Raw genomic sequence first — 22,346 nt, 5'->3', positions numbered from 1 at the left:
CTGGTAAAGATTTTTTTGTTCCTTTTATATGAGTTCCATCTTCCCTAGTTGCCATTTTCAACACCATCTTCCATGTCTTGGTAATCCCATTATAACGAATATATGTTCGATTTTCAATAACCAACTACAAAGTAGAGAAAAAATAGGCTTACGCCTACTGAACATTCATCCCCCACCTACTCATTTGGGCTACGCCCTTCCCATTCCTTGAGGAAGGGGACTTCTTTTCAGAAAATCTGTTAAAAATTCGTATTAGATAATTTTGCATCAAGCATACTACAACTACGAGGAATTGTGGAGGAGATGGTGGCAATGAGCAACCTTGTCTATATAAAAATGCGTCAGCGTTTGCAGGTGTCGCCGGGGTATGAAATTCAGGTGGGAGATGTCGCACAAATCACAGCAGATGAGACGCTTGTCGAGCACTTAAGAAAGTGCCCTGTATATCAAATTACAAAGCAGGATAAAACGCATGTGGTCATTGACGCAATGAAGGTAATTGAAGCAATTAGGCAGCATAACCATACATTGGAGCTGAATTTACTAGGGCCCGCACAAACGATTGTGGAGATCGTCTATGAGGAAAAACGTGTGAATCCATTTTTTTTCACTGTTGTTTGGCTGCTTTTATTTGTCGGGGCTGGTCTTGCTATCATTTATTTTCATGAGGATGTTAGCATGCAGCAGGTACATCAGCGTATGTATTACATGGTAACAGGAGAAACAGTCAAAAAGCCGCTTTTATTTCAAATCCCATATTCGCTCGGACTTGGAGTTGGTATGATCTTGTTTTTTAACCATGTGTTTAAAAAACGTATTAATGAAGAGCCTAGCCCGCTTGAGGTCGAAATTTTTCAATATCAGCAGTCATTAGATCAATACGTTATTATGAATGAAAACAAAGAGAGTATGAAACAGCTTGAAAATCGTTGAGTACAGTTCGGTTATGTTCATTGGCTTTGCGGGCGGCATTGCGGTTGGAGGAGGCTTTGTAGCTTTTCTGGCGGTGCTTGGCATTATTCCGAGGCTAGTGCAGCTGACGAAAAGTGTCCATTATGTACAAGCTTATGAATGGGCAGTTATCACAGGAGCGTTAATTGGCAGCTGGTTCAGCCTGAGAGATACGGTGCTGTCAGTTTCTCATTTTTGGATTGTACCGCTTGGTTTGTTATGTGGTGTGTTCGTCGGTATGCTATCGGCGGCTTTAACGGAAGTATTAAATGTGCTTCCGATATTAGCAAAGCGGATCGGCGTAGATGGAAAAATTGTTGTACTGCTCATGGCCCTTGTGCTTGGAAAGGTGTTAGGTTCGTTGTTTCACTGGCTGTATTTGATTAAATAGGAGGGATATAGATGGCGAAGAAAAAGCTGAAGGATGATTATAAAAATAATATTAAGCCCTATCAACCAAAGCCGAATTATCTCGTAAATTGCACGAGAGCATTTATTATCGGGGGCATCATTTGTACGATTGGAGAAGCTTTAACAAAGTTTTACACAACTGTTTTTCATTTTTCCGATAAAGAGGCTGGTAATCCTACTGTAGCAACGCTGGTCATACTTTCCGCTCTTTTAACGGGACTTGGTATATATGACAAACTCGGACAATATGCAGGGGCCGGGTCGGCTGTGCCAGTAACCGGTTTTGCCAACTCTATGACAAGTGCAGCGATGGAGCATCGGAGTGAAGGAATTGTACTAGGTGTGGCGACGAACATGTTTAAGCTAGCAGGAAGTGTGATTGTATTTGGGGTAGTCGGAGCTTATATTGTCGGCCTGATCCGCTATACACTCAAACTGTTGATGTAACAAGGAGGAGCAGCATGAGACTGACTGGAAAACAAACGTGGGTGTTTCAAAATGATGTGTATGTCAATGCAACTGGTACAGCGGTTGGACCAATGGAAGCAAATGGGCCTCTCGGTCAATACTTTGATGTGAAGTATGACGAACTCCATTGCAACGAAAGCAATTGGGAACTCGCTGAAAGACGGCTCATGAGCGATTCCATTGAGCAAGTACTAACAAAGACGGAACTTAAACATGAGGATATTAATTTCTTCCTCGCTGGGGATTTGCTGAATCAAATTGTAACAGCAAGCTATTCTGCCCGCCAACTTGGCATTCCATATTTAGGAATGTTCGGCGCCTGCTCAACGTCTATGGAAACACTAGCGGTTGGTTCGGCATTAGTGGACGGGGGCTTTGCCAATCGGGTTTTGGCAAGCGTGAGCAGCCATAACGCTACAGCAGAGCGACAATTTCGTTATCCAACAGAATATGGAGGACAAAAGCCGGATTCAGCGACGTGGACCGTGACCGGAGCGGGAACCGCTTTGGTGAGCCAAGCTCCAGGACCGATCAAGATTACCTCCGCTACGCTTGGAACGGTGGAGGATCTTGGCATTACAGACCCATTTGATATGGGATCTGCGATGGCGCCGGCAGCAGCGCGAACAATTCAACAGCATTTTGAAGATTTAGGCCGCAGCGCAAGCGACTACGATTTAATTGTAACAGGTGACTTATCTGCAGTTGGCACACCCATTTGCCGGCAAATGCTGCTAGATGAAGGCTACGATATGGGAAGTGTGTACAATGATTGCGGTTTGCTGCTTTACGGACCGGATCAAGAAGTATTTGCCGGCGGCAGCGGCTGCGCGTGTTCAGCGGTTGTGACATATGGACATTTGCTGCAAGAAATGCGGTTAGGAAACCTAAATCGTCTGTTGGTAGTAGCGACTGGCGCTCTGCTAAACCCGATAATGGTTCAGCAAAAGGAAAGCATCCCAACGATTGCGCACGGGGTTGTATTCGAACGCGTAAAAGGAGTGTAATGGAAGTATGGAGTTTGTATATGCTTTTTTGGTCGGCGGAGCCATCTGTGTAGTAGGACAATTGTTTTTAGATATTACAAAGCTAACCCCGGCCCATCTTATGGCAAGCTTTGTCATACTTGGCGCTATATTGGACGGGTTTGGTCTTTATGATAATCTCATTCGCTTTGCTGGTGCTGGTGCCACTGTTCCGATTACAAGTTTTGGTCACTCCCTCATGCACGGAGCGATGCAGGAAGCGAAGCAACACGGTTATCTCGGGCTTGGGATGGGCATGTTTTCCCTAACATCTGTTGGGATTTCAGCTGCTATTTTGTTTGCGTTTATCGCTGCTCTTATTTTTAAACCGAAAGGATAAGATCTATGAGAAGAAGGGTTATTTTGGTGACGGACGGAGATGAATATGCGCTGCGCACAATTGAATATGTAGCAAAAGAGTTTGGCGGGCGCTGCATTTCAGCATCCCAAAGCAATCCGACGAGGCTGACAGGAGAACAATTAGTACAGCTCATCCTTCAGACGCCGCATGACCCTGTTTTTATACTGTTTGACGACAGCGGCTACATAGGAGAAGGACCCGGAGAGCAAGCATTACAGTATGTAGCGAACCATGCGCAAATAGATGTTCTTGGCGTACTGGCTGTTGCATCGAACACGCACCATCATGAATGGACGCGTGTGGATGTGAGCATCGACCGAAATGGTCACTTAACGGAGTATGGTGTTGATAAATCCGGGCTGGCAGATGTGGAACTTGGGCGCATTAACGGTGATACCGTATATTGCCTAGACAAATTGAATGTACCGATCATTATCGGAATTGGTGATATCGGGAAAATGTATGGAAATGATGATGTGAAGCGCGGCTCTCCCATAACAAAGCAGGCGATTGAGCTGATTTTAGAAAGGAGTGGATATTATGACGACAACGGAGAAGCAAAAGGTTAACATTCCCATTTCTTCGTTTTTGAGCGATAATGAAAACTATTTAAAGCAAACCGTTGGGATTGGTGTAACATTTGACGTGGGCCTGCGGAAGTTTGATTTTCTAGGAACAAAGATTGGTTTGCTATATGTAAACGGGCTGTGTGATTCCAACTTTATCATCCATCTTTTGGATGAAGTGATTGATACAAATGATGTAGAAAGCCAGCGTGACAATGTAACAGCAATTTTAGAAAACCGCCTCATCCATCAGCAGGTGAGCAAAGTGAAAACAATGGAAGAGGTATTATCGTCTGCTTTATCCGGACTCATTATTATCTTTGTAGAGGGAGAAGAAGAGGCGTTTGTCATTGACGTTCGAAGCTATCCGGGACGGAGCCCGGCTGAGCCTGATACAGAGAAGGTTGTACGCGGCGCCCGTGATGGATTTGTTGAGAATATCGTTATGAACACCGGTCTGATTCGCCGCAGAATCCGTGATCCACGCCTTCGTCATGAGATTATCAAGGTTGGGGAACGCTCAAAAACAGATATTTGTATTTCCTATATTCAGGACGTAGCAGATCCGGATTTAGTAAGAATTATTAAACAAGAGCTAACAAACATTAAAATTGATGGCCTCACAATGGCAGATAAAGCAGTCGAAGAGTTTTTAGTGAAGCAAAGCATCAACCCGTATCCGCTAGTACGATATACGGAGCGCCCTGATGTTGCAGCCAATCACATTTTGGAAGGACATGTTCTTATTATTGTTGATACATCTCCTAGCGTTATGATCACACCGACAACCTTTTTCCACCATGTGCAGCATGCGGAGGAATTCCGGCAAAACCCGGCGGTTGGTACGTTTTTACGTTGGATTCGATTTATCGGGATTTTTTTCTCCCTCTTTCTATTGCCATTTTGGTTAGCCTTCGTATTTGATCCGAGCCTTTTACCGGATAAGTTTGGGTTTATTGGGCCGAATAAAACGACGAACTTACCGACATTTTTGCAAATTATCTTGGCTGAGGTCGGACTTGAGTTTTTACGGATGGCATCGATTCATACGCCAACAGCGTTATCGACTTCGCTTGGTTTAATTGCTGCTGTGCTTGTCGGACAAATTGCTATTGAAGTCGGTCTATTTGTTCCCGAGGTTATTTTATATTCAGCGATCTCGGTTATCGGAACATATGCTACACCAAGCTATGAGCTTGGACTTGCGAACAAAATTGCAAAAATTTTCATTATTTTACTTACAGCATGGCTTCATGAAATAGGCTTTATCATCGGCGTAACCTTGCTGATCCTATTCCTTGTATCGATCAAAAGCCTGCAGACTCCATACCTATGGCCGTTTTTGCCATTTAATGGGAGAGCACTTATGAAAATCTTGATTCGTCCAACCATTTCCAGTATGAGAGAAAGGCCAAGCATCGTCCATCCGCAAAATACAAAGCGCTTGCCCTAACATGCAGCGATACTGGTCGCTTGTTTGTCAGGCGAAGACAGGGGCGCAGTTACACTTACATTTTGTTCCTACAAGTGTAAAAAAATGACCGCAGCAGGGAGAAATATCTCCTGCTCGGTCATCCCATCTTTTCTTATTTAAACAATGACTTCACAAAATCAATAAAGCTTGCAAAAATCCCTTTTAACTGCTCTAAAAAGGTTTGCCCTTCATCAGAACTTAGGAATGCTGTTACTTTCTCTTTCGCTTGATTCAATTGATCACCGACTTGATTCCAGTCGATGTTCAAGCTTTGCATTTTCTGGAATAAGGTAACGAGATTATTAAATTGCTCGTCAGTCAATTGAATACCAAGCTCATCTGCATATTTTTTAATCAGAGCCTTCAGCTCCTCTACGTTTTGCGGCGGATCGTTCGCAATGGCCTCCTTGACCTTTGCAACAAGTGCGACTGCCTGATCGGAGCCAATTTGATCACCAAGCTTTGCGGTTGTTACCATTTCCTGATTTGCGACCTGCTTGACTTCTTCGGAGATCGGCTTATTTGTCGCGACCTCATAGGCTTTCATTAATCCTGTAAGCGCTGCTGTACCAGAAACAGAGAATGGTGCTGTAATATAAATATTTGCATCCTTTACACCTGCTGTGATAAGCGCGTTCGTATACATTGCGTCTGTCACCCAGCTAATATTCTTTGTTTGTACGATTAAGCCAGAGCCGGCCTTTGTATACGTAATGATAGATGATGAAATGGCTTTTGTGCCAATTTGCGCTTTCGGTACATATTGATCCAAATATTTGTGTTCTTCCTCATTAGAAACAGTAATAATTTGCGCATCGCTTGGCGCCTTCATTTCCTGTAACATTTCGGTTTTTTGTTGTTCCGTTAAGTTTTCTCCTAATGTCACGATGCTGTCTCCCTCTGCTACATCTGCCAGTGCAGAAACAGGCACAAATAGAACAGATAAGGCGAGAAGCCATGATAAGAGCTTCGTTTTCACGAAAATCGCTCCTTTCCTTCTTTCTAATAATTTTAGGGCAACAAGCCCATTATAGTACATTTCTATGCTTTGTCATCAGTCTTAAGTTGGATTTTTGCAAAGTTGTCTTGTTATATTTTAGAGGTAAGGGGCATAATTACCAGAAATACTATTCCCCCATAAGGTCCTTATTTTGTATCCTGCACACAATATGGTATGATAGAGGCTGAGATTGAATAAAGGAGAGATTTTCCAATGAAAAAAGGTCATATTATTATGGAAAACGGTGAGAAAATTGAATTCGAACTGTTTCATGAAGCAGCACCGATTACAGTTGATAACTTCGCTAAATTAGCTAAAGAAGGATTTTATGATGGTGTAACTTTCCACCGTGTTATTCCAGGTTTCGTAAGTCAAGGGGGAGATCCTACAGGAACAGGCGCAGGCGGTCCTGGTTATTCGATTCCATGTGAAACAGCAGGCAACCCGCACAAGCATACAGCAGGGGCGTTCTCAATGGCGCACCGCGGAAAAGATACAGGCGGCAGCCAGTTCTTTATTGTACATGAGCCGCAGCCTCATTTAGATGGTGTACATACTGTGTTTGGAAAAGTAATCGAAGGAATGGAAACAGTGCTGAATATGAAGCAAGGCGCTGTTATGAAGGAAGTTAAAGTTTGGGAAGATTGATTTCCTAAAGAAAACTCGCTGATTGGCAAGCCGTTAGGCGAAGACAGAGGCGTAGTTGCATGTACACTGTATCCCTAAAATTTCCAACTTCATCGAATGACTTCTAGCGGGAAATTTATACGTTCCTACAGTGTAAATAAAAAACTGAAAGCCCTTGGTCTGAAATGGACCAGGGGCTTTCAGTTTTTAAAAATAAGAAAGTATCGGACTTTGTCTGGGGTCTACGAACTGCTTGTTACGGGAAAGAGCCTCCCATTCATAAGGCAAAAACGTCTTGCCAATGAGATCGCTATTCCCTTTACGAGCAAAGCTGAACTGCATCCGCTTTTCTTATTTCCAAAAATGATACGGCACAGTTGCCACGACAACATTCTTTTTGTGCAGTAAATAGGTGCGCAGCAGAAAACTGGATTGATTATGCAAAATATTATGCCAGTTTTTCTTCGGAATAAACTGCGGAATCAGTACTGTTACTGTATGATGGTTTTCCTTTGCCTTTGCGTCAATTGTGTCAATAAGTTTAAACAGCGGTCTTGTTAAACTACGATAGGCAGTGAATACCGTGATTAACCGTATGTTAGGTTTCCACTGCTCCCATTTTTTCTTCATTCGGAGTTCATCCTCACGATCAAAGGCGACGTATACTGCAAATACACGGTCTCCAATCGATTCCGCATATTCAATGGATTGCTCCACTACTCTCGTGATGCCTGCTATAGGTACAATTACAACATTTCCTTCAATTTCTGTTGTTTTCCCAATTGTATCAATCCGCAATTGTTCACCAACATCATCGTAATGCTTGCGGATTCGGCGAAATATAAACACAATGATAGGCAGAAAAATAAGAATAGACCATACTTGCCCAAACTTTGTGAGAAACAGGATGCTTAACACAGTAAAGGTGATAATTGCTCCAAGCAGATTGGTAATCATTTTTGCGACCCAGCCCGCAGGCTTTTCCCGCAGCCATTTTAATGTCATGCCTGTTTGTGATAGGGTGAATGGAATAAATACCCCGACGGCATAGAGCGGAATGAGCTGCTCTGTTTGCCCTTTAAATGCAATAATGAGCACAATGGATCCCAGACCAAGTGTAATAATACCATTTGAATAGCCTAAACGATCTCCTCGCATTAAATACATACGCGGCATATACTTATCTGCCGCTAAATTGTATGCAAGCAAAGGAAACGCCGAAAATCCTGTGTTGGCCGCAAGAACGAGAATCAGCGCTGTTGTTCCTTGGATAAAATAGTACATAAAGTTTCGTCCAAATATCTCAGAAGCGATTTGCGATACAACTGTTTCCTCTAGTTTAGGGGTGATGGCGTACCAATACGCAAGTATCGTAATGCCGGAAAACAGCACGGCTAAAATTCCGCCCATCATTATGAGTGTCATAGCTGCATTTTTTGGCGCAGGATCTTTAAAATTTGGAATCGCATTAGAAATTGCTTCCACACCTGTTAATGCAGAACAGCCAGATGAAAATGCACGAAGCAAAAGAAATAATGTGACACCCGACACTGCTGTTCCAATTGGAGCATGCCCGCTAGCCGGAGCGTGCCCTGTTACGATTTTGAATAGTCCTACTGCAATTAAAACAATGAGAGCGAGGACAAATAAATAAACAGGGTAGGCGAGCACGGAAGCAGACTCGGTGAGTCCTCTTAGATTGAGAATTGTAATGCAGATAACGAGTACAATCGCGATGATGACCGTATAATCGTGAAGAGCCGGAAATGCTGATGTAATTGCATCTGTTCCGGCAGAAACGCTTACCGCAACTGTTAAAATATAATCGACAAGCAGTGAGCCTCCAGCAATTAAACCAGCATTTTCGCCCAAATTACTTTTGGAAACAACGTAGGCGCCGCCCCCCTTTGGATACGAGTAAATAATTTGCCTGTACGACAAGATAAGCGCAATTAATAAAATGAGAACACCTAAAGCAATTGGGAGTGAATACCAAAAGGCAATTGTACCGAATGCGACCAGCACAATCAAAATTTGTTCTGTTCCATAGGCGACAGATGAAAGCGCGTCAGAGGATAAGATCGCCAATGCCTTTAGTTTATTTAGCTTTTGCTCCCCTAGTTCTGTTGACTTTAATGGCTTTCCGATCAGGAAACGCTTCAAAGAGGACATCATAAATTCACCACCAGTATGTAAAATGTATTGTGAATTGTACCATTTTTTTCATGTCTTTGTGTGCAAAAAATAAAATGAAATGTGAAATTAGTATGTGTCTTTTATAAACTTTATAGAAGATTATTTTTAAATTCCCAAACATTGCATCCGATTCTTGCATATGAATAATAAGTACTTCTCACCTGAAAAAAAATGGTGTAAAATAAACACATCTCTGAACATATTAATGTTTGCAAAATTAAGCCATAATAAGGGGAAGAAGCAGGAAAAGCGTTAGTATGCGTCGTATCGTTTATGACAGTCTGATTATTTGTTATTGTGAATTGGAAAGTTTTTTCAATTAAGAAGGGATACGTTTGTATGTTGATTCGTTTCAAAAAGAGTTATGAAAAAATTGCGATGGGTCTTCTTTCTTTTATGCCAACAGAAAAAGAACTGAAAAAGCTACTAGCTACAGTGAAGGAATACGAAACAAACGAAGATTGGCAATTGTATTTGTGGAAAGAGGACGATGATGTTCTTGGAATTATCGGAACAGTGAAGAAAGAAGAAGGCGTTGTGCAGGTTCAGCATATTTGCGTGAATCCATCACATCGTCATGCTGGTATGGGCAAAAAAATGGTGCAAGAGCTATGTGCCATGATGCCTGGGGTTACGCTGTACGGAAATGAGCATACTGCGGTTTTTTGCGAAAAATGCAAGGACGTATCGCATCAAGTTAGCTTATAAAAAATTGTATAATACATTGTTTCTTGTTAAGGAAAACTCGCTGGCTGGCGAGCTGTTAGGCGAAGACATAGGCGTAGCTGCACTTACATTTTATCCTTAACAATGTAAGAAAAGAAGCAAAAAAGAAAGCAGAGAAATCATCTCTGCTTTCTTTTTTGCAGTTGGCGCTGTCGTTCAGCGATAACCTCGCTTCGATCGCGCAGCGTATGCCTATGAAGGAGAGACAAGTTCGCCATATCACTGTTGCTTCCGAATTGGAATCCTAGCTTCTCACATTGGCGGATGCATGTCTCGGTTAGCCCGCCATCAGCAATCGGGAGCATGATACTTTTGTAAGCTCGCTGATGGATTATATCATCGAGCTGGTTGCCTAAGAGACGCAGTAATGATTCATAATCAAGTCCAAGCGCTCTAACTGCCGCTTCCTCTTTCTGTAAGATGGCAAGGGCATGTTCCATCATGCGCGCAGCGCCTTTCCAATTGCCGCGGCGCTGATGATATAAGGAAACCGCAATTTGAATCAGCCCGACCCAATGCGGCTTTCGCTGGCCGCGCGGCTCCTCCTTCCAATATTCCTCCAAAATTTCATGACATTCAAAATAATCACGGTCTCCATGAAAATGAATTAAGTATTGTATGTATGCGTTTGGATACATGTACAGAGCCCCTTTGTAACACTTTAAGAAAGCATAAGTTTCCAGCCAGAAGCCACTCGACGCAGCAGGAAATCTTAGGAATAAAGTGTAAGAAATTTAAGCTAACAAATTTGATTTACCTACCATTTTACCATAATCAAGAAAAAGCAGCCGGAAGGAAATCCGGCTGCCTTCGGGTCACCAGCAGATGCAAGCTGCACCAACGATAATTAACAAAATAAACAACACCACAATTAAAGCAAATCCGCTATGATGTCCTCCCACATGATCACCCATAGTTTTTGAACCTCCTACATAATTGTTTGCTTCATTACAGTGTTATCATATGTAGGACATAAGCCCCGTTGCGTGGGCGAATGTCTAGTTCCAAATAAAAGAATTTCTGACTTTTTCTAAGAACGGTTGGATAGTTCATCCGGATGCTCTATACTTATAATGTTCTGCCGTTTGGTCTTCTCGAGCAGAAGCCCCGGCGGTATTAAGGAATTGGTGGGATGTATCGTGCAATACAATGTTAAAATTGATGCCTTTGAAGGCCCTTTAGATTTACTTTTACATTTAATCAATCGTTATGAAATCGATATATACGATATCCCTGTTGCAACCATTACGGAGCAGTATGTATCGTACATACATGCGATGCAGGAGCTTCAGCTGGATGTGGCGAGCGAGTTTTTGGTTATGGCGGCAACGCTGCTGGCTATGAAAAGCAAAATGCTCCTTCCTAAGCATGAAGAGGAATGGTCCGAAGATGGCGAGGAGCTTACGGAGGATCCGCGTCAGGAGCTGATGGAGCGTTTAATAGAATACAAGAAATATAAAGAAGCCGCAACGGAATTAAAGGAGCGAGAGGGAGAACGTGCCCAGCTGTTTACACGCCCTCCGGCCGACTTAAGTCCGTTTCAAGGGCAGGATAGCGACGAACGTATACCGCTGGATGTTACGCTGTACGACATGCTTGCAGCCTTTCAGAAGCTGATGCGGCGTAAAACGCTCCAGCGGCCAATTACGACAACTATTACGCGTCAGGAAATTTCCATTGAGGCACAGATGGATGAAGTAATGAAGCGTGTGAGGTTAAGTGGAGGCCGGCAGCGGTTTTTTGATTTGTTTGGGCAAGATGACAGGGAAGCAATAGTTGTTACGTTTTTAGCTGTGTTGGAGCTGATGAAAAAAAAGCTCATCATGATCGAGCAGGAGCGTAATTTTGACGAGATTTATGTCTTTCAAACATAGAGGAGGAGATTGTGTTGGAACGTGCAGAACAAAAAGCAGTCGTTGAGGGGCTTCTCTTCATCTCTGGAGATGAAGGAATCTATCTTGAACAGATTGCAGGTGTACTAGAATTAGAGAAGGGAGAGGTGCAATTGCTTTTACAGCAGCTGCAGGAGGACTATCAGAGACCTAGCTGCGGCTTGCAAATTGTTCAATATGCACAGACATATCGTCTAACAACAAAAAAGGAGCATGCCTCCTACTACAAGAAGCTTATTGAAACGCCTATGTCGTCTTCCTTATCGCAGGCGGCGCTTGAAACGCTTGCAATTATAGCATACCGCCAGCCTATTACAAGAACGGAAATCGAAGAGGTTCGCGGCGTGAAGACGGAAAAGGCGCTGCAAACACTCATTTCCCGCTTGCTGGTGAAGGAAATCGGGCGAGCCGAGGGAACAGGGCGTCCAATTTTATATGGTACAACAAAGGAATTTTTAGATACATTCGGATTGAAAACATTAAAAGAGCTTCCTCCGCTGCCAGAGGAAGTGCAGAATATGAACGAAGCAGATTTATTTTTTGATTCGCTTCGTGAACTCCCTGTGGAACAAGAAGCCTGACAACTGTCGGGCTTTTTTGTATTGTTAGGAAACTATAAATTCCCAGACAGAAGCCAACTCGACGTAGCGAGAAATTTTAGGAATGAAGTATAGGGGCAATTACGCCTCTGTCTTCGCCCAAGAGCAAGGATCGACAATACGCAATTTATATACATGAAAATAAAGTAAACGCCTCATAATAAGCAGAAAAAGGAGGCTGTTGTATGAAGTGGATACGGGTTATATGTTTTGGCTTGTCTGTTCTCTTTTGCCTCCAATTGTCGGGTGTTTCGTATGCTACACATGATTTCGCTGTACAGGCAAGTAGGTTCATTTCAGAGCAGGAGCAATCTAATAAGCTAAAGATTATGTTTTTGCAGGTTGGACAAGGGGATGCAACCTTGCTTGTTCTGCCAAATCAAAAGACGGTGCTTATTGATGGAGGACCGCATGAGGCGGGGGAAGTAATTATGAATAAGCTCATTGAAAAAGGGATTAAACGTCTTGATTTGGTTGTCAGCACGCATCCAGACATGGATCATATTGGCGGGTTAATTCCTATTATTCAGCAGGTCCCGGTTGCTATGGTGCTAGATAGCGGTAAACCTTATGGTACACTCACCTATCATATGTACGTACGCAGCGTGAAAAAGCGACGCATTCCCTTTATTCCCGCAGAGGAAGGAAAATTCCTGCAAATGGATCCGGACGTATCCATCCAAGTACTGAATACTGGAAAAAGAAAACTGCAAAACAACGAGTCTTCCATTGTGCTGAAAATTAGATATAAGAAGGCCGATTTCCTGCTTATGGCAGATGCAGATGTAAGGACAGAAAAGAAAATAATTCAAACGTATCCTGTTCATGCGGATGTTCTGAAAATCGGTCATCACGGCTCTTATACCTCAACAGGACGGTTGCTTTTGGAGAATGTGTATCCTCAATTTGCCGTTATTTCTTACGAAAAAGGAAATCCATACGGTCATCCTCATCGGAGTGTGATGAAGCGGATTCGGAAATTTGGCATTCAAGTGTATACAACCGCTGACGGTGATGTGGAAATGGAGACGGATGGAAACAGCTTGCAAATACAAGGCGGTCTACCGTTGCCGTTGTTGCGATAAGCTAAGGTTATTCTACCTATGAGCAGATTACACATAAAGAAAAGCGGACAAGGCCCGCCTTTTATGGCAGCGTAGAGGTGGGCCAAAGTAAAAGGCGCTTTTTTCCTTTTGCGGAGATTCAGCCTGAATTCTGCCATTTTGGGCCTTGGGAGCTAAGACATCACCCCGAAAAGTTATACTTTCTTAATCTTGTAAAGAAAAATCGCCGATTGGCGAAGACAGAAACGTAGTTGCATTTACAGCTTGTTCCCAAAATTTCCTGCTGTATCGAATTTGCCTCCAGCTGGAAATGTATTCTTTTTGAAATTATAAAAACATACTGCTTATAGTGATTATATAGCAGTATGTTTTTATAATTATGTATAGGTTAACAGCTCTGTGGATTGCTTCTCTTGAAGATCCTCCTTGCACATGGAACTGCTACGGTTTCTTAAGTCTTGTGGCCAACATTTCTTACACAGTTTGTTGATTATGCATACGAACGTATTCTGCGGCTTCTTTTACGGATGCCGCTACATGCCCGGCATGACGTTTTACCTCTTCGTCTGCATCCTTCATGGCAAAGCTGTGCGGCGTGAGCTGAAACATAGGAATATCATTATAGGAATCGCCAATGCATGCCATTTCATCAGCTCGTACGCCGTGCTGCTCGAGCAATACGGAAACAGCTGCTCCCTTGCTTACACTAGCTGGCATAATGTCGAGGCACTCCTTTGCCGAGATAAAGGTGCTCACTTTTCCCGCGAAGCGATCCTCGATTTCCTGTTGCAGCTCTACTAAAGCAGCCTCATTGCCGCCGATCGAGATTTTGTGGGGAAATATTGTTTTCCCAACCTTATCCAGCAACTTCGGTTCCTCAACGGAATGCAGTTTGGCTTTTTCTTCTAATTCCAAAATGAAAGGGCTTTTTTTCTCAATATAATAATTATGCTCATCACTGATATAACGAATAAATTTTTCGCCGCTTGATATTGCAAGCAATTGCGGTAAAATATCTGGCTCGAAGGAGGCGTTCAACAGCTGTTCGTTGTCATGCGTGTAAACAAATACACCATTTACGCTAATACGGTGAAAGTTTGTACCGATATCCTTCATCAACGCGGCAATTTCATTATCTAATCGGCCGGATGCAAAGCAAAGAATGACACCTTCTTCAGCCATCCTACGCAGTGCCTGCACATCCTCTTTATCAATAATGCCCCCGTGCTGCATCATTGTGCCGTCGATATCGCTTACAAACATTTTGATCATAGATAACCGCTCCTTTTTATTTAGTGGAATGCTATGTTAGAAATATAGTTATATCCATTATAGTCGTCAGGACAGCCGATGTCTAAAAGGAAGAGCCTTGTATTGGCAGTTGTTTTGCATTGACGATAAAGCACTGGTTTTGTAACATGGAGACAGACTGTTTTTCGCATAAAGGTGGAGGATATATGAGAGAAGGGCTTGAAGTACAAAAAGTGCTTAACAATAACGTCATCATCGCCTCCCATCCGGAGCATGAAGAGGTTGTCGTGATTGGCAAAGGAATCGGATTCGGAAAGAAGACGGGAGACCAACTATCCGCAGAGACAATCGAGAAAATGTTTATTTTGACAAATGAACGGGAACGAGAACAATACAAAACGCTTGTTCCGCATGTGAGTGAACGATTGATTGAGCTTATGAACGATATTATGCTGTACATTCAAGACCGGGTAAGTGAGCCGTTAAATGAACATATTCATATCGCACTCACTGATCATATTGCATTTGCAATTAAGCGGCTGAAGCAAGGCTTTGCGATGGACAACCCATTTTTGCTAGAGACGAAAGCGCTGTATCCTCAGGAATATGAGATTGCTAAAGGCGTTATTGAAATGCTGAATGAAAGGTTAAACATTTCACTCCCTGAAGGAGAAGTCGGGTTTATTGCATTGCACATTTACAGCTCGGTTACAAACTCGGAAGTATCATCTGTCAATCAAAATTCCCGTTTGATCTCGCGCTTAATTACTCTGATCGAAGAGCATCTACAGATTGAACTGGCCCGCGACAGCGTTCATTACCTTCGTCTCATTCGACATTTGCATTATACAATTGAACGTGTGAGGAACGGAGAACAGGTAGAGGAGCCAAGGCGATTTGCAGAAATTTTGCGGGAGGAATATCCAACTGCTTATGCTGTAGCATGGAAGCTTGTAAGGGTAATGGAGCAGCAATTGCAGCTTTCGGTGTATGAGGCGGAAACAGTGTACCTCACGATGCATCTGCAGCGCCTCGCGCAAGGAAAAACGCCGAACTAGGGTCGGATGTTTAAAAAAATATAAAAATAAAAATAAAAAGTATTGAATCGCTTACATGTACTGTGTATAATATTTTTCGTAAGCACTATGTTTCGACAAAAGTCGCAAGGTTTTTTCGGAAAGCCGTTTGCGGCCTGTAACAGTTGAATACTGCTATTATTTATCTCGTTCGACACGTGTTACTGATTCGATCAGGCATGAGTGAAGAAGGGCTCGGAATGATAGCTGATCATAAGGGTATACTACCCTTGAACAGCTATTTTCTGCCTTTTTCCTCATGCCTTTTTTTTATGTTTGTCGAGCATAAAAAATAAAAACCCTAAAAAGGAGGAAGAGTCCAAATGTTTAAAAAATTATTTGGTGTGCTTCAAAAAGTTGGGAAAGCGCTCATGCTTCCGGTTGCGATTTTGCCTGCGGCAGGTATTTTGCTCGCGCTTGGTAATGCATTCCAAAATCCGGCACTTACAGATCGTATTCCAGCATTAACAACTGACTGGTTCGTTATGATTGCAAAAGTTATGGAGCAATCAGGCGGCGTTGTTTTTGATAATCTGCCACTTCTGTTCGCGGTAGGGGTAGCAGTAGGGCTAGCAGGCGGTGAAGGTGTTGCCGGCTTAGCAGCCATCGTTGGTTACTTAATTATGAATAAAACACTGAGCGTAATTGCAGGTGTAACAGCTGACAAAATTGGTACTGATCCTTCATTTGCAAACGTTCTTGGTATTCCGACGCTGCAAACAGGTGTGTTCGGCGGTATTATTGTCGGTGTCCTAGCGGCATATTGCTATAACAAGTACTTTAACATTGAACTTGCTTCTTACTTAGGATTCTTTGCAGGGAAGCGTTTCGTTCCGATTGCGACTGCGGCATTTTCATTACTTTTAGGTTTAGTGCTGTTCTTTATCTGGCCTCCAGTACAGCACGCGTTAAACGCATTCTCTCATAACGTAATTGATGCAAACAGAACAGTTGCGGCATTTGTGTTCGGATTGGTAGAACGTTCTTTAATTCCATTTGGTCTGCATCACGTATTCTACACTCCAATTTGGTATGAATTTGGTCAATATACAGACAAAGCAGGAAACATTGTACACGGTGACCAAAAGATTTTCTTTGCTCAATTAAAAGATGGTGCTCCTTTGACAGCTGGTACGTTCATGACAGGTAAATATCCATTCATGATGTTCGGTCTTCCAGCAGCTGCATTAGCAATGTATCATGAAGCACGTCCAGAAAATAAAAAAATGGCAGCAGGTATCTTAGGTTCTGCCGCATTAACATCTTTCTTAACAGGTATCACTGAGCCAATCGAATTCTCATTCTTGTTCTTGGCTCCTGTATTATTCGCAGTTCACGCTGTGTTTGCTGGTCTTTCCTTCATGATTATGGATATTTTAAATGTAAAAATTGGTATGACATTCTCTGGTGGTTTAATTGACTTCCTATTGTTCGGGGTTCTTCCAGGCCGTACAGCGTGGTGGTTAGTAATTCCAGTTGGTCTTGCATTCGCAGTTATTTACTACTTCGGATTCCGTTTTGCAATCCGCAAATGGGATTTGAAAACACCAGGCCGTGAAGTAGTAGAAGAAAATGAAGAAGGTCCAGTAGCCTCCGCAGGAGAGCTTCCGCAGGAAATCCTAGCAGCTCTTGGCGGTAAAGAAAATATCGCTTCTTTAGATGCTTGTATCACTCGTTTACGTGTACAGGTTGCAGATCAAAAGAATGTTGATAAATCACGCTTAAAAGCACTTGGCGCAGCAGGCGTATTAGAAGTAGGTAACAACATTCAAGCGATTTTCGGGCCAAAATCCGATACATTGAAATCACAAATTCATGACATCATGAAAGGTCGTACACCGCAAATTGTGAAGGAAGTACAACCGGCGCAGCCAGTGAAAGCAGAGCAAGCGGCGGCAACTAAAGAAGAAGTAATCGTGGCTCCAATTGAAGGAAAGCTTGTTCCAATCACAGAAGTTCCAGACCAAGTATTCGCAGGAAAAATGATGGGTGATGGCTTTGCGATTGAGCCAGCAGAAGGTACAGTTGTATCTCCAGTAAACGGTGAAATCATCAATGCGTTCCCGACAAAACATGCTATCGGTATTTTATCTGAAGGCGGAAAAGAAATTTTAATCCACTTCGGTATTGATACAGTAAAATTAAATGGTGAAGGCTTTGAGCTTCTTGTGAGCCAAGGCGATAAAGTAAAACAAGGACAACCATTGTTGAAGGTAGACCTAGACTTCGTGAAAGCAAATGCGCCTTCGGTTATGACTCCTGTAGTCTTCACAAACCTAAAAGAAGGACAGGAAATCGTTATTAAAAAGCAAGGCAACGTAGCAAAAGGTGAAAAAGACGTTGTAGCTATTAAATAAAAAGTATTAAAATGGCTCATGGCTTATAGTAAGCAATGCAAATACGTTGCTTACTATAGGTTTTTAATAATAACTATACAGAAAAAAGGGGACCATCATTATGGAAAAAACTTTTAAAGTAACTAGCCATGCTGGTATTCATGCTCGTCCTGCAACACTTCTTGTAAACACTGCAAGCAAATTCAATGCTGATATCCAATTAGCGTATTCAGGAAAAACTGTAAACCTAAAGTCCATCATGGGTGTAATGTCTTTAGGTATTCAAGAAGGAAGCTCAATCACAATTACTGCCAACGGTGGAGATGCGGCTCAAGCCTTAGCAGCTATTGAAGATACAATGAAAAGCGAAGGTCTAGGAGAATAATGACACTTCATATTCAAGGGATTGCCGCATCCAACGGAATCGCAATTGCAAAAGCATTTCGTTTGGAAAATCCTGACTTCACTATTGAAAAAAAATCTGTTGCTGATGCAACAGCTGAAGTGGCGCGCTTAGAAGCAGCGCTTGAAACATCAAAGGGTGAGCTCTCTGCCATTAAAGACCGCGCATTGACAGAGCTTGGTGCAGATAAGGCTGCAATCTTTGAGGCGCACCTTCTCGTACTTAATGATCCAGAGCTTGTAAACCCAGTAAAAGACCGCATCAATAGCGAGGCTCTAAATGCTGAGTTTGCGATGAATGAAGTCGCTAACATGTTCATCGGCTTGTTCGAAGGCATGGATAACGAGTATATGAAAGAGCGTGCTGCTGATATTCGTGACGTAACGAAACGTGTATTAGCGCATCTATTAGGAATTAACTTCTCAAATCCAAGCACAATTTCTGAAGAAGTTATCATTATCGCTGAAGATTTAACACCTTCTGATACAGCACAGCTTAACCGCACATATGCAAAAGGCTTTACAACAGATATCGGCGGACGTACGTCTCACTCAGCGATTATGGCACGTTCTATGGAAATTCCAGCAGTTGTTGGTACAAAGGTTGTTATGGAGCAAATTAAAAATGGCGACCTTGTTATCGTAGACGGCTTAGATGGAAATGTAGTCGTAAATCCATCTGCTGAGGAGCTTCGCGCTTACGAAGAGAAAAAAGCGAACCACGAAGCACAAAAAGCAGAATGGGCGAAATTAAAAAATGAACATACAGTAACCGCTGACGGACATCAAGTTGAGCTCGTTGCCAACATCGGAACACCAAAGGATGTAAAAGGTGTACTTGATAATGGCGGCGAAGGTGTCGGCTTATACCGTACAGAATTCTTATACATGGGCCGCGACAATCTTCCAACAGAAGAAGAGCAATTTGATGCATACAAAACTGTTCTGGAAAGCATGGAAGGAAAACCTGTTGTTGTTCGTACACTAGATATCGGCGGCGATAAAGAGCTTCCATACTTACATCTTCCAAAGGAAATGAACCCATTCCTTGGATATCGTGCAATCCGTCTTTGCCTAGATGAGCAAGACGTGTTCCGTACGCAGCTTCGCGCATTGCTTCGTGCAAGTGTGTATGGCGACCTAAAAATCATGTTCCCAATGATCGCGACTGTGGACGAGTTCCGTCAAGCAAAGGCTGTGCTTCTTGAAGAGAAGGACAAGCTTGTACAAAGCGGCGTGACTGTATCTGACAGCATCGAAGTTGGTATGATGGTAGAGATCCCTGCATCTGCCGTACTTGCTGATGTATTCGCGAAGGAAGTTGATTTCTTCTCAATCGGAACAAATGACTTAATTCAATACACAATGGCAGCAGACCGTATGAATGAGCAAGTAGCGTACTTGTACCAGCCATACAATCCGTCCATTTTACGTCTTGTAAAAATGGTTATCGATGCAGCTCATAAAGAAGGAAAATGGGCTGGCATGTGTGGCGAAATGGCGGGCGACTCGCTTGCGATTCCGCTTCTTATCGGCTTAGGACTAGACGAGTTCAGCATGAGCGCAACGTCTATTCTTGCAGCAAGAACACAAATCCGCAAGCTTTCCAAGCCTCAAATGGAAGAACTTGCACAAAAAGCATTACAAATGGCAACTGCTGAAGAGGTAGTTGAGCTTGTAAAGAGCATCTAATAGAAAACGACCTTGCTAAAAATTAGCAGGGTCGTTTTCTATTGTTGAAACAATCTATTAGCCTTTTCCTTACACTCGAGAAACATAGTTTCATTCGTAGGCATACCTCATCATACTCATCCGCGCGAAAAAACAGAAATAGAGAAGAGAAAACTCTAGAAAAATTTATGAACTTCATAGCCTTATTTATGTAAAACTTCCACAAGAGCCTGTACACCTCGTCCCCTTTTCATGCATATCATGTATCAACAGTATAAAGGAGGTGAGATAGTATGAGTTTTAACGGTAACTATGGAAACAGCTTCTGGGGATGCGACGGTCATGACAAAAAGGAAAACCACCACAACGTCCACCACAACGTTACCAATGTAGCAGCTGTAAACGACCTTACTCCATTTCTCCGTCAATTAAGCCCTGGCACAAGAGTGACTGTACAATACGATAGCCAGCCTCCAGCAACAGGCGTTTTCCAAGGCTTCCAAAACGGCTTTGTTTTGCTAGATAACTTTAATGGCTTTCCTGGTTTGACTCGTCTATTACCAAACAGAATCAACGCGATTTCTCCTTCCGGTGGAGGACGTTGCTAAGGCTAATTCCTCAGCAATAATCTCCTTTTCCAATAAGGCTTGTTCCGACTATTAATATGATTATAGGGAGGTGAATAATATGGGTAACTATAACTATAGCAACAACAACAACTATAACAACACTAACGTGGCAGGAGTGAATGACTTAACTCCATTTCTCCGCCAATTAAGCCCTGGTACAAGAGTAAGACTACAGTACGATAGCCAACCGCCAGCAACAGGCGTTTTCCAAGGCTTCCAAAATGGCTTTGTATTGCTAGATAACTTTAATGGCTTCCCAGGCTTAACTCGTCTATTACCAAGAAGGATTAATGCGGTTGCACCGTTCGCAACTGGTGGTAGATACGACGATGACGATTTTATGGAAGATTTCGAAGACTAATTGCAAATCAAAAGAGCACGGGAATATCCCCGTGCTCAGTTCATGTTTCTTACATATTTACAAAATAGCAACAGCTTGAATCGCGCTGATACGAATACGCATTACATTGTCTTTTACTAAAAATAAGGCATAGCTCCTTTGAAAGCCTTCAAACTGGCCCTTAATAAATCCGGATTCATGAAACCAAATTGCGACCCGCTGCCCTGGAGAAATATCTTGTAAAATGTCAGCTTCCGGGCTCTCTGAACGAACGAAGCGATCCTCAGCCTCATAGCGCCTTGGAAAGTCAAATGCCCACATGGCGGCACCTCCTTATGTATAGCATATTCAGCTTGTTTTTCGGAGGTGCGCTGCTTGTTTTTGAAAATATAAATTTCTCGAGCTAGAAAGCCAATTCGATGTAGTGAGAAATGTTAGGAAACCGTATAAGAGCAGGGCTCGCCAATCGACGAGTTTTCTTTACACACGTCTTGTTTTCAAGCGAACAATGATATACACAGGAATAGCGAAGGCCAGAGGCAAAAGGGAGTGTAATGACGTTTCTGTATGAGCTCCTTTTGCAAGCTGCAGCCATGGAATAGTAAAAACATCACCAATCAAATAAAGAAGCAAAACGGTTACAACATAGCAAAGAACCGCCATAAAGCTTCCATGCAACTTCAAATTCATCTTCCCCCGTTTATATTCTTTTTCTACCATTATATCATGGATGTAAAAACCATGCTTGTTAGACTGTTCTCGTGACATACAGAACATAGCAGCGCCGATCTTCATCCAGCTCTGCCGAATCCCGTTTGCAAATACCGATTGTCGGAACATCAACATAATCCTTCAGCAAATAGCGGATCACTTCCCAATGTCCCCGTCCGTACGGATTGATCTGTAATGTATACAAAAGAGGCATATGAGAAGGAGAAAGATATTCACGAAACTCAAGATGAATGCCTTCATTTTTGTAGAATATTTCCCCCGGCAATGCAGCGGCAGCCCCGAGATGCTCAATGATAAGCATCTCTTCATTTCCATCCATTTCGTTCGAAAGCAGACGATACTGCGAGCCATTTACAATAAAGTACTCACACAGCTGTCTTGCATAAACTTCATTTGCATCGATAGCGCCTTCCTTATATGTATAGAAAGCTTCATAGCTTTGGTCGTCCTTCTGTAAGTAATAGGTAAGATGCATGAGAATTTTCTCCTTTCATCTTGTTCTTCTACATCATATCATAAATTATAGAAGAAACTACATACGAAAGAGAG

Annotated in this window: 26 protein-coding genes; 18 read left to right on the top strand and 8 right to left on the bottom strand. The window is 42.7% G+C overall.

From position 1 onward, the window contains the following. Positions 1–312: 312 nt before the first annotated feature. The 7 genes from EP737_RS06255 to EP737_RS06225 are packed head-to-tail and all read left to right on the top strand — an operon-like array spanning position 313 to position 5,235. Positions 313–933 (top strand): stage V sporulation protein AA, encoded by a 621-nt coding sequence (locus tag EP737_RS06255; RefSeq protein WP_129727052.1) that lies wholly within the window; start codon positions 313–315, stop codon positions 931–933. Continuing rightward, positions 926–1,342: a stage V sporulation protein AB gene (locus tag EP737_RS06250; protein ID WP_129727080.1), complete on the top strand. Its 417-nt coding sequence runs from the start codon at positions 926–928 to the stop codon at positions 1,340–1,342. Before EP737_RS06255 ends, EP737_RS06250 begins: the two co-directional genes overlap by 8 nt. 11 nt (positions 1,343–1,353) lie before the next feature. Continuing rightward, positions 1,354–1,809 carry a stage V sporulation protein AC gene (gene spoVAC / locus EP737_RS06245; protein WP_129727051.1) on the top strand — a complete coding sequence of 152 codons (456 nt, stop codon included), beginning with the start codon at positions 1,354–1,356 and terminating at the stop codon, positions 1,807–1,809. A gap of 14 nt (positions 1,810–1,823) precedes the next feature. Continuing rightward, positions 1,824–2,837 (top strand): stage V sporulation protein AD, encoded by a 1,014-nt coding sequence (spoVAD, locus tag EP737_RS06240; RefSeq protein ID WP_129727050.1) that lies wholly within the window; start codon positions 1,824–1,826, stop codon positions 2,835–2,837. A gap of 7 nt (positions 2,838–2,844) precedes the next feature. After that, entirely contained in the window at positions 2,845–3,195 is a 351-nt protein-coding gene (spoVAE, locus tag EP737_RS06235) for a stage V sporulation protein AE (protein ID WP_129727049.1), read from the top strand. A 5-nt stretch (positions 3,196–3,200) separates the two neighbouring features. Next, positions 3,201–3,785 (top strand): stage V sporulation protein SpoVABEA, encoded by a 585-nt coding sequence (spoVAEA, locus tag EP737_RS06230; protein ID WP_129727048.1) that lies wholly within the window; start codon positions 3,201–3,203, stop codon positions 3,783–3,785. Continuing rightward, positions 3,757–5,235 (top strand): spore germination protein, encoded by a 1,479-nt coding sequence (locus EP737_RS06225; RefSeq protein ID WP_129727047.1) that lies wholly within the window; start codon positions 3,757–3,759, stop codon positions 5,233–5,235. Before spoVAEA ends, EP737_RS06225 begins: the two co-directional genes overlap by 29 nt. A 133-nt stretch (positions 5,236–5,368) precedes the next feature. On the opposite strand, the gene EP737_RS06220 is transcribed toward EP737_RS06225, so the two are convergent. Continuing rightward, complete coding sequence (locus EP737_RS06220; protein ID WP_129727046.1) at positions 5,369–6,235, bottom strand: DUF1002 domain-containing protein; 867 nt, start codon at positions 6,233–6,235, stop codon at positions 5,369–5,371. Positions 6,236–6,469: 234 nt separating this feature from the next. Here EP737_RS06220 and EP737_RS06215 point away from each other — a divergent pair, with 234 nt between their 5' ends. Beyond that, complete coding sequence (locus EP737_RS06215; protein WP_129727045.1) at positions 6,470–6,904, top strand: peptidylprolyl isomerase; 435 nt, start codon at positions 6,470–6,472, stop codon at positions 6,902–6,904. A 330-nt stretch (positions 6,905–7,234) separates the two neighbouring features. On the opposite strand, the gene EP737_RS06210 is transcribed toward EP737_RS06215, so the two are convergent. Next, positions 7,235–9,058, bottom strand: a complete 1,824-nt coding sequence (locus EP737_RS06210) for an APC family permease (RefSeq protein WP_129727044.1) — start codon at positions 9,056–9,058, stop codon at positions 7,235–7,237. Between the two features lie 360 nt (positions 9,059–9,418). Here EP737_RS06210 and EP737_RS06205 point away from each other — a divergent pair, with 360 nt between their 5' ends. Further along, positions 9,419–9,787 carry a GNAT family N-acetyltransferase gene (locus EP737_RS06205; protein WP_129727043.1) on the top strand — a complete coding sequence of 123 codons (369 nt, stop codon included), beginning with the start codon at positions 9,419–9,421 and terminating at the stop codon, positions 9,785–9,787. Positions 9,788–9,924: 137 nt separating this feature from the next. Here the strand turns inward: EP737_RS06205 and EP737_RS06200 are convergent, their stop codons facing one another. Together EP737_RS06200 and EP737_RS06195 are read right to left on the bottom strand one after the other, a co-directional pair. Further along, the gene (locus EP737_RS06200) at positions 9,925–10,443 is read right to left on the bottom strand and encodes a DUF309 domain-containing protein (protein ID WP_129727042.1); all 519 of its coding nucleotides are present in this window, start codon (positions 10,441–10,443) and stop codon (positions 9,925–9,927) included. A gap of 177 nt (positions 10,444–10,620) precedes the next feature. After that, the gene (locus tag EP737_RS06195) at positions 10,621–10,719 is read right to left on the bottom strand and encodes a YjcZ family sporulation protein (RefSeq protein ID WP_129727041.1); all 99 of its coding nucleotides are present in this window, start codon (positions 10,717–10,719) and stop codon (positions 10,621–10,623) included. A 225-nt stretch (positions 10,720–10,944) separates the two neighbouring features. On the opposite strand from EP737_RS06195, the gene EP737_RS06190 reads away from it, so the two are divergent. The 3 genes from EP737_RS06190 (at position 10,945) to EP737_RS06180 (ending at position 13,381) form a co-directional block, all read left to right on the top strand. Next, complete coding sequence (locus EP737_RS06190; RefSeq protein ID WP_129727040.1) at positions 10,945–11,679, top strand: segregation/condensation protein A; 735 nt, start codon at positions 10,945–10,947, stop codon at positions 11,677–11,679. Positions 11,680–11,693: 14 nt separating this feature from the next. Beyond that, positions 11,694–12,278 carry an SMC-Scp complex subunit ScpB gene (scpB, locus tag EP737_RS06185; RefSeq protein WP_129727039.1) on the top strand — a complete coding sequence of 195 codons (585 nt, stop codon included), beginning with the start codon at positions 11,694–11,696 and terminating at the stop codon, positions 12,276–12,278. Positions 12,279–12,481: 203 nt separating this feature from the next. Then, positions 12,482–13,381, top strand: a complete 900-nt coding sequence (locus EP737_RS06180) for a ComEC/Rec2 family competence protein (protein WP_129727038.1) — start codon at positions 12,482–12,484, stop codon at positions 13,379–13,381. 453 nt (positions 13,382–13,834) lie between these two features. On the opposite strand, the gene EP737_RS06175 is transcribed toward EP737_RS06180, so the two are convergent. Further along, complete coding sequence (locus tag EP737_RS06175; protein ID WP_129727037.1) at positions 13,835–14,632, bottom strand: Cof-type HAD-IIB family hydrolase; 798 nt, start codon at positions 14,630–14,632, stop codon at positions 13,835–13,837. 185 nt (positions 14,633–14,817) lie between these two features. On the opposite strand from EP737_RS06175, the gene glcT reads away from it, so the two are divergent. The 6 genes from glcT to EP737_RS06145 all read left to right on the top strand — a co-directional run bounded on the left by glcT (position 14,818) and on the right by EP737_RS06145 (position 21,086). Next, complete coding sequence (gene glcT / locus EP737_RS06170; protein ID WP_129727036.1) at positions 14,818–15,669, top strand: glucose PTS transporter transcription antiterminator GlcT; 852 nt, start codon at positions 14,818–14,820, stop codon at positions 15,667–15,669. Positions 15,670–16,010: 341 nt separating this feature from the next. Further along, entirely contained in the window at positions 16,011–18,044 is a 2,034-nt protein-coding gene (gene ptsG, locus EP737_RS06165) for a glucose-specific PTS transporter subunit IIBC (RefSeq protein WP_129727035.1), read from the top strand. A gap of 100 nt (positions 18,045–18,144) precedes the next feature. Beyond that, complete coding sequence (locus EP737_RS06160) at positions 18,145–18,408, top strand: phosphocarrier protein HPr (protein WP_129727034.1); 264 nt, start codon at positions 18,145–18,147, stop codon at positions 18,406–18,408. Next, positions 18,408–20,117 (top strand): phosphoenolpyruvate--protein phosphotransferase, encoded by a 1,710-nt coding sequence (gene ptsP / locus EP737_RS06155; protein ID WP_129727033.1) that lies wholly within the window; start codon positions 18,408–18,410, stop codon positions 20,115–20,117. The genes EP737_RS06160 and ptsP overlap by 1 nt, the downstream gene beginning before the upstream one ends. Positions 20,118–20,389: 272 nt before the next feature. Then, positions 20,390–20,704 carry a hypothetical protein gene (locus tag EP737_RS06150; protein WP_129727032.1) on the top strand — a complete coding sequence of 105 codons (315 nt, stop codon included), beginning with the start codon at positions 20,390–20,392 and terminating at the stop codon, positions 20,702–20,704. A gap of 79 nt (positions 20,705–20,783) precedes the next feature. After that, positions 20,784–21,086: a hypothetical protein gene (locus tag EP737_RS06145; protein WP_129727031.1), complete on the top strand. Its 303-nt coding sequence runs from the start codon at positions 20,784–20,786 to the stop codon at positions 21,084–21,086. Positions 21,087–21,143: 57 nt separating this feature from the next. Here the strand turns inward: EP737_RS06145 and EP737_RS06140 are convergent, their stop codons facing one another. The 3 genes from EP737_RS06140 to EP737_RS06130 all read right to left on the bottom strand — a co-directional run bounded on the left by EP737_RS06140 (position 21,144) and on the right by EP737_RS06130 (position 22,272). Beyond that, entirely contained in the window at positions 21,144–21,386 is a 243-nt protein-coding gene (locus EP737_RS06140) for a hypothetical protein (RefSeq protein ID WP_129727030.1), read from the bottom strand. 159 nt (positions 21,387–21,545) lie between these two features. Continuing rightward, complete coding sequence (locus tag EP737_RS06135) at positions 21,546–21,755, bottom strand: hypothetical protein (protein ID WP_425455855.1); 210 nt, start codon at positions 21,753–21,755, stop codon at positions 21,546–21,548. Positions 21,756–21,813: 58 nt separating this feature from the next. Next, positions 21,814–22,272 (bottom strand): RNA helicase, encoded by a 459-nt coding sequence (locus EP737_RS06130; RefSeq protein WP_129727028.1) that lies wholly within the window; start codon positions 22,270–22,272, stop codon positions 21,814–21,816. Between the last annotated feature and the right edge of the window lie 74 nt (positions 22,273–22,346).

It is taken from the genome of Ectobacillus funiculus (genome assembly GCF_004138295.1).
Classification (GTDB): domain Bacteria; phylum Bacillota; class Bacilli; order Bacillales; family Bacillaceae_G; genus Ectobacillus; species Ectobacillus funiculus.
The sequence above is the reverse complement of the archived record's forward strand: the minus strand, read 5'-3'. Positions and strand labels throughout refer to the sequence as shown.

Coding starts and splice junctions, on each gene's coding strand:
- EP737_RS06255 (WP_129727052.1), top strand. CDS start 313: ATGAGCAACCTTGTCTATATAAAAATGCGTCAGCGTTTGCAGGTGTCG.
- spoVAC (WP_129727051.1), top strand. CDS start 1,354: ATGGCGAAGAAAAAGCTGAAGGATGATTATAAAAATAATATTAAGCCC.
- spoVAD (WP_129727050.1), top strand. CDS start 1,824: ATGAGACTGACTGGAAAACAAACGTGGGTGTTTCAAAATGATGTGTAT.
- spoVAE (WP_129727049.1), top strand. CDS start 2,845: ATGGAGTTTGTATATGCTTTTTTGGTCGGCGGAGCCATCTGTGTAGTA.
- spoVAEA (WP_129727048.1), top strand. CDS start 3,201: ATGAGAAGAAGGGTTATTTTGGTGACGGACGGAGATGAATATGCGCTG.
- EP737_RS06225 (WP_129727047.1), top strand. CDS start 3,757: ATGACGACAACGGAGAAGCAAAAGGTTAACATTCCCATTTCTTCGTTT.
- EP737_RS06215 (WP_129727045.1), top strand. CDS start 6,470: ATGAAAAAAGGTCATATTATTATGGAAAACGGTGAGAAAATTGAATTC.
- EP737_RS06210 (WP_129727044.1), bottom strand. CDS start 9,058: ATGATGTCCTCTTTGAAGCGTTTCCTGATCGGAAAGCCATTAAAGTCA.
- EP737_RS06205 (WP_129727043.1), top strand. CDS start 9,419: ATGTTGATTCGTTTCAAAAAGAGTTATGAAAAAATTGCGATGGGTCTT.
- EP737_RS06200 (WP_129727042.1), bottom strand. CDS start 10,443: ATGTATCCAAACGCATACATACAATACTTAATTCATTTTCATGGAGAC.
- EP737_RS06195 (WP_129727041.1), bottom strand. CDS start 10,719: ATGGGTGATCATGTGGGAGGACATCATAGCGGATTTGCTTTAATTGTG.
- EP737_RS06180 (WP_129727038.1), top strand. CDS start 12,482: ATGAAGTGGATACGGGTTATATGTTTTGGCTTGTCTGTTCTCTTTTGC.
- EP737_RS06175 (WP_129727037.1), bottom strand. CDS start 14,632: ATGATCAAAATGTTTGTAAGCGATATCGACGGCACAATGATGCAGCAC.
- glcT (WP_129727036.1), top strand. CDS start 14,818: ATGAGAGAAGGGCTTGAAGTACAAAAAGTGCTTAACAATAACGTCATC.
- ptsG (WP_129727035.1), top strand. CDS start 16,011: ATGTTTAAAAAATTATTTGGTGTGCTTCAAAAAGTTGGGAAAGCGCTC.
- EP737_RS06160 (WP_129727034.1), top strand. CDS start 18,145: ATGGAAAAAACTTTTAAAGTAACTAGCCATGCTGGTATTCATGCTCGT.
- ptsP (WP_129727033.1), top strand. CDS start 18,408: ATGACACTTCATATTCAAGGGATTGCCGCATCCAACGGAATCGCAATT.
- EP737_RS06150 (WP_129727032.1), top strand. CDS start 20,390: ATGAGTTTTAACGGTAACTATGGAAACAGCTTCTGGGGATGCGACGGT.
- EP737_RS06145 (WP_129727031.1), top strand. CDS start 20,784: ATGGGTAACTATAACTATAGCAACAACAACAACTATAACAACACTAAC.
- EP737_RS06140 (WP_129727030.1), bottom strand. CDS start 21,386: ATGTGGGCATTTGACTTTCCAAGGCGCTATGAGGCTGAGGATCGCTTC.
- EP737_RS06135 (WP_425455855.1), bottom strand. CDS start 21,755: ATGAATTTGAAGTTGCATGGAAGCTTTATGGCGGTTCTTTGCTATGTT.
- EP737_RS06130 (WP_129727028.1), bottom strand. CDS start 22,272: ATGCATCTTACCTATTACTTACAGAAGGACGACCAAAGCTATGAAGCT.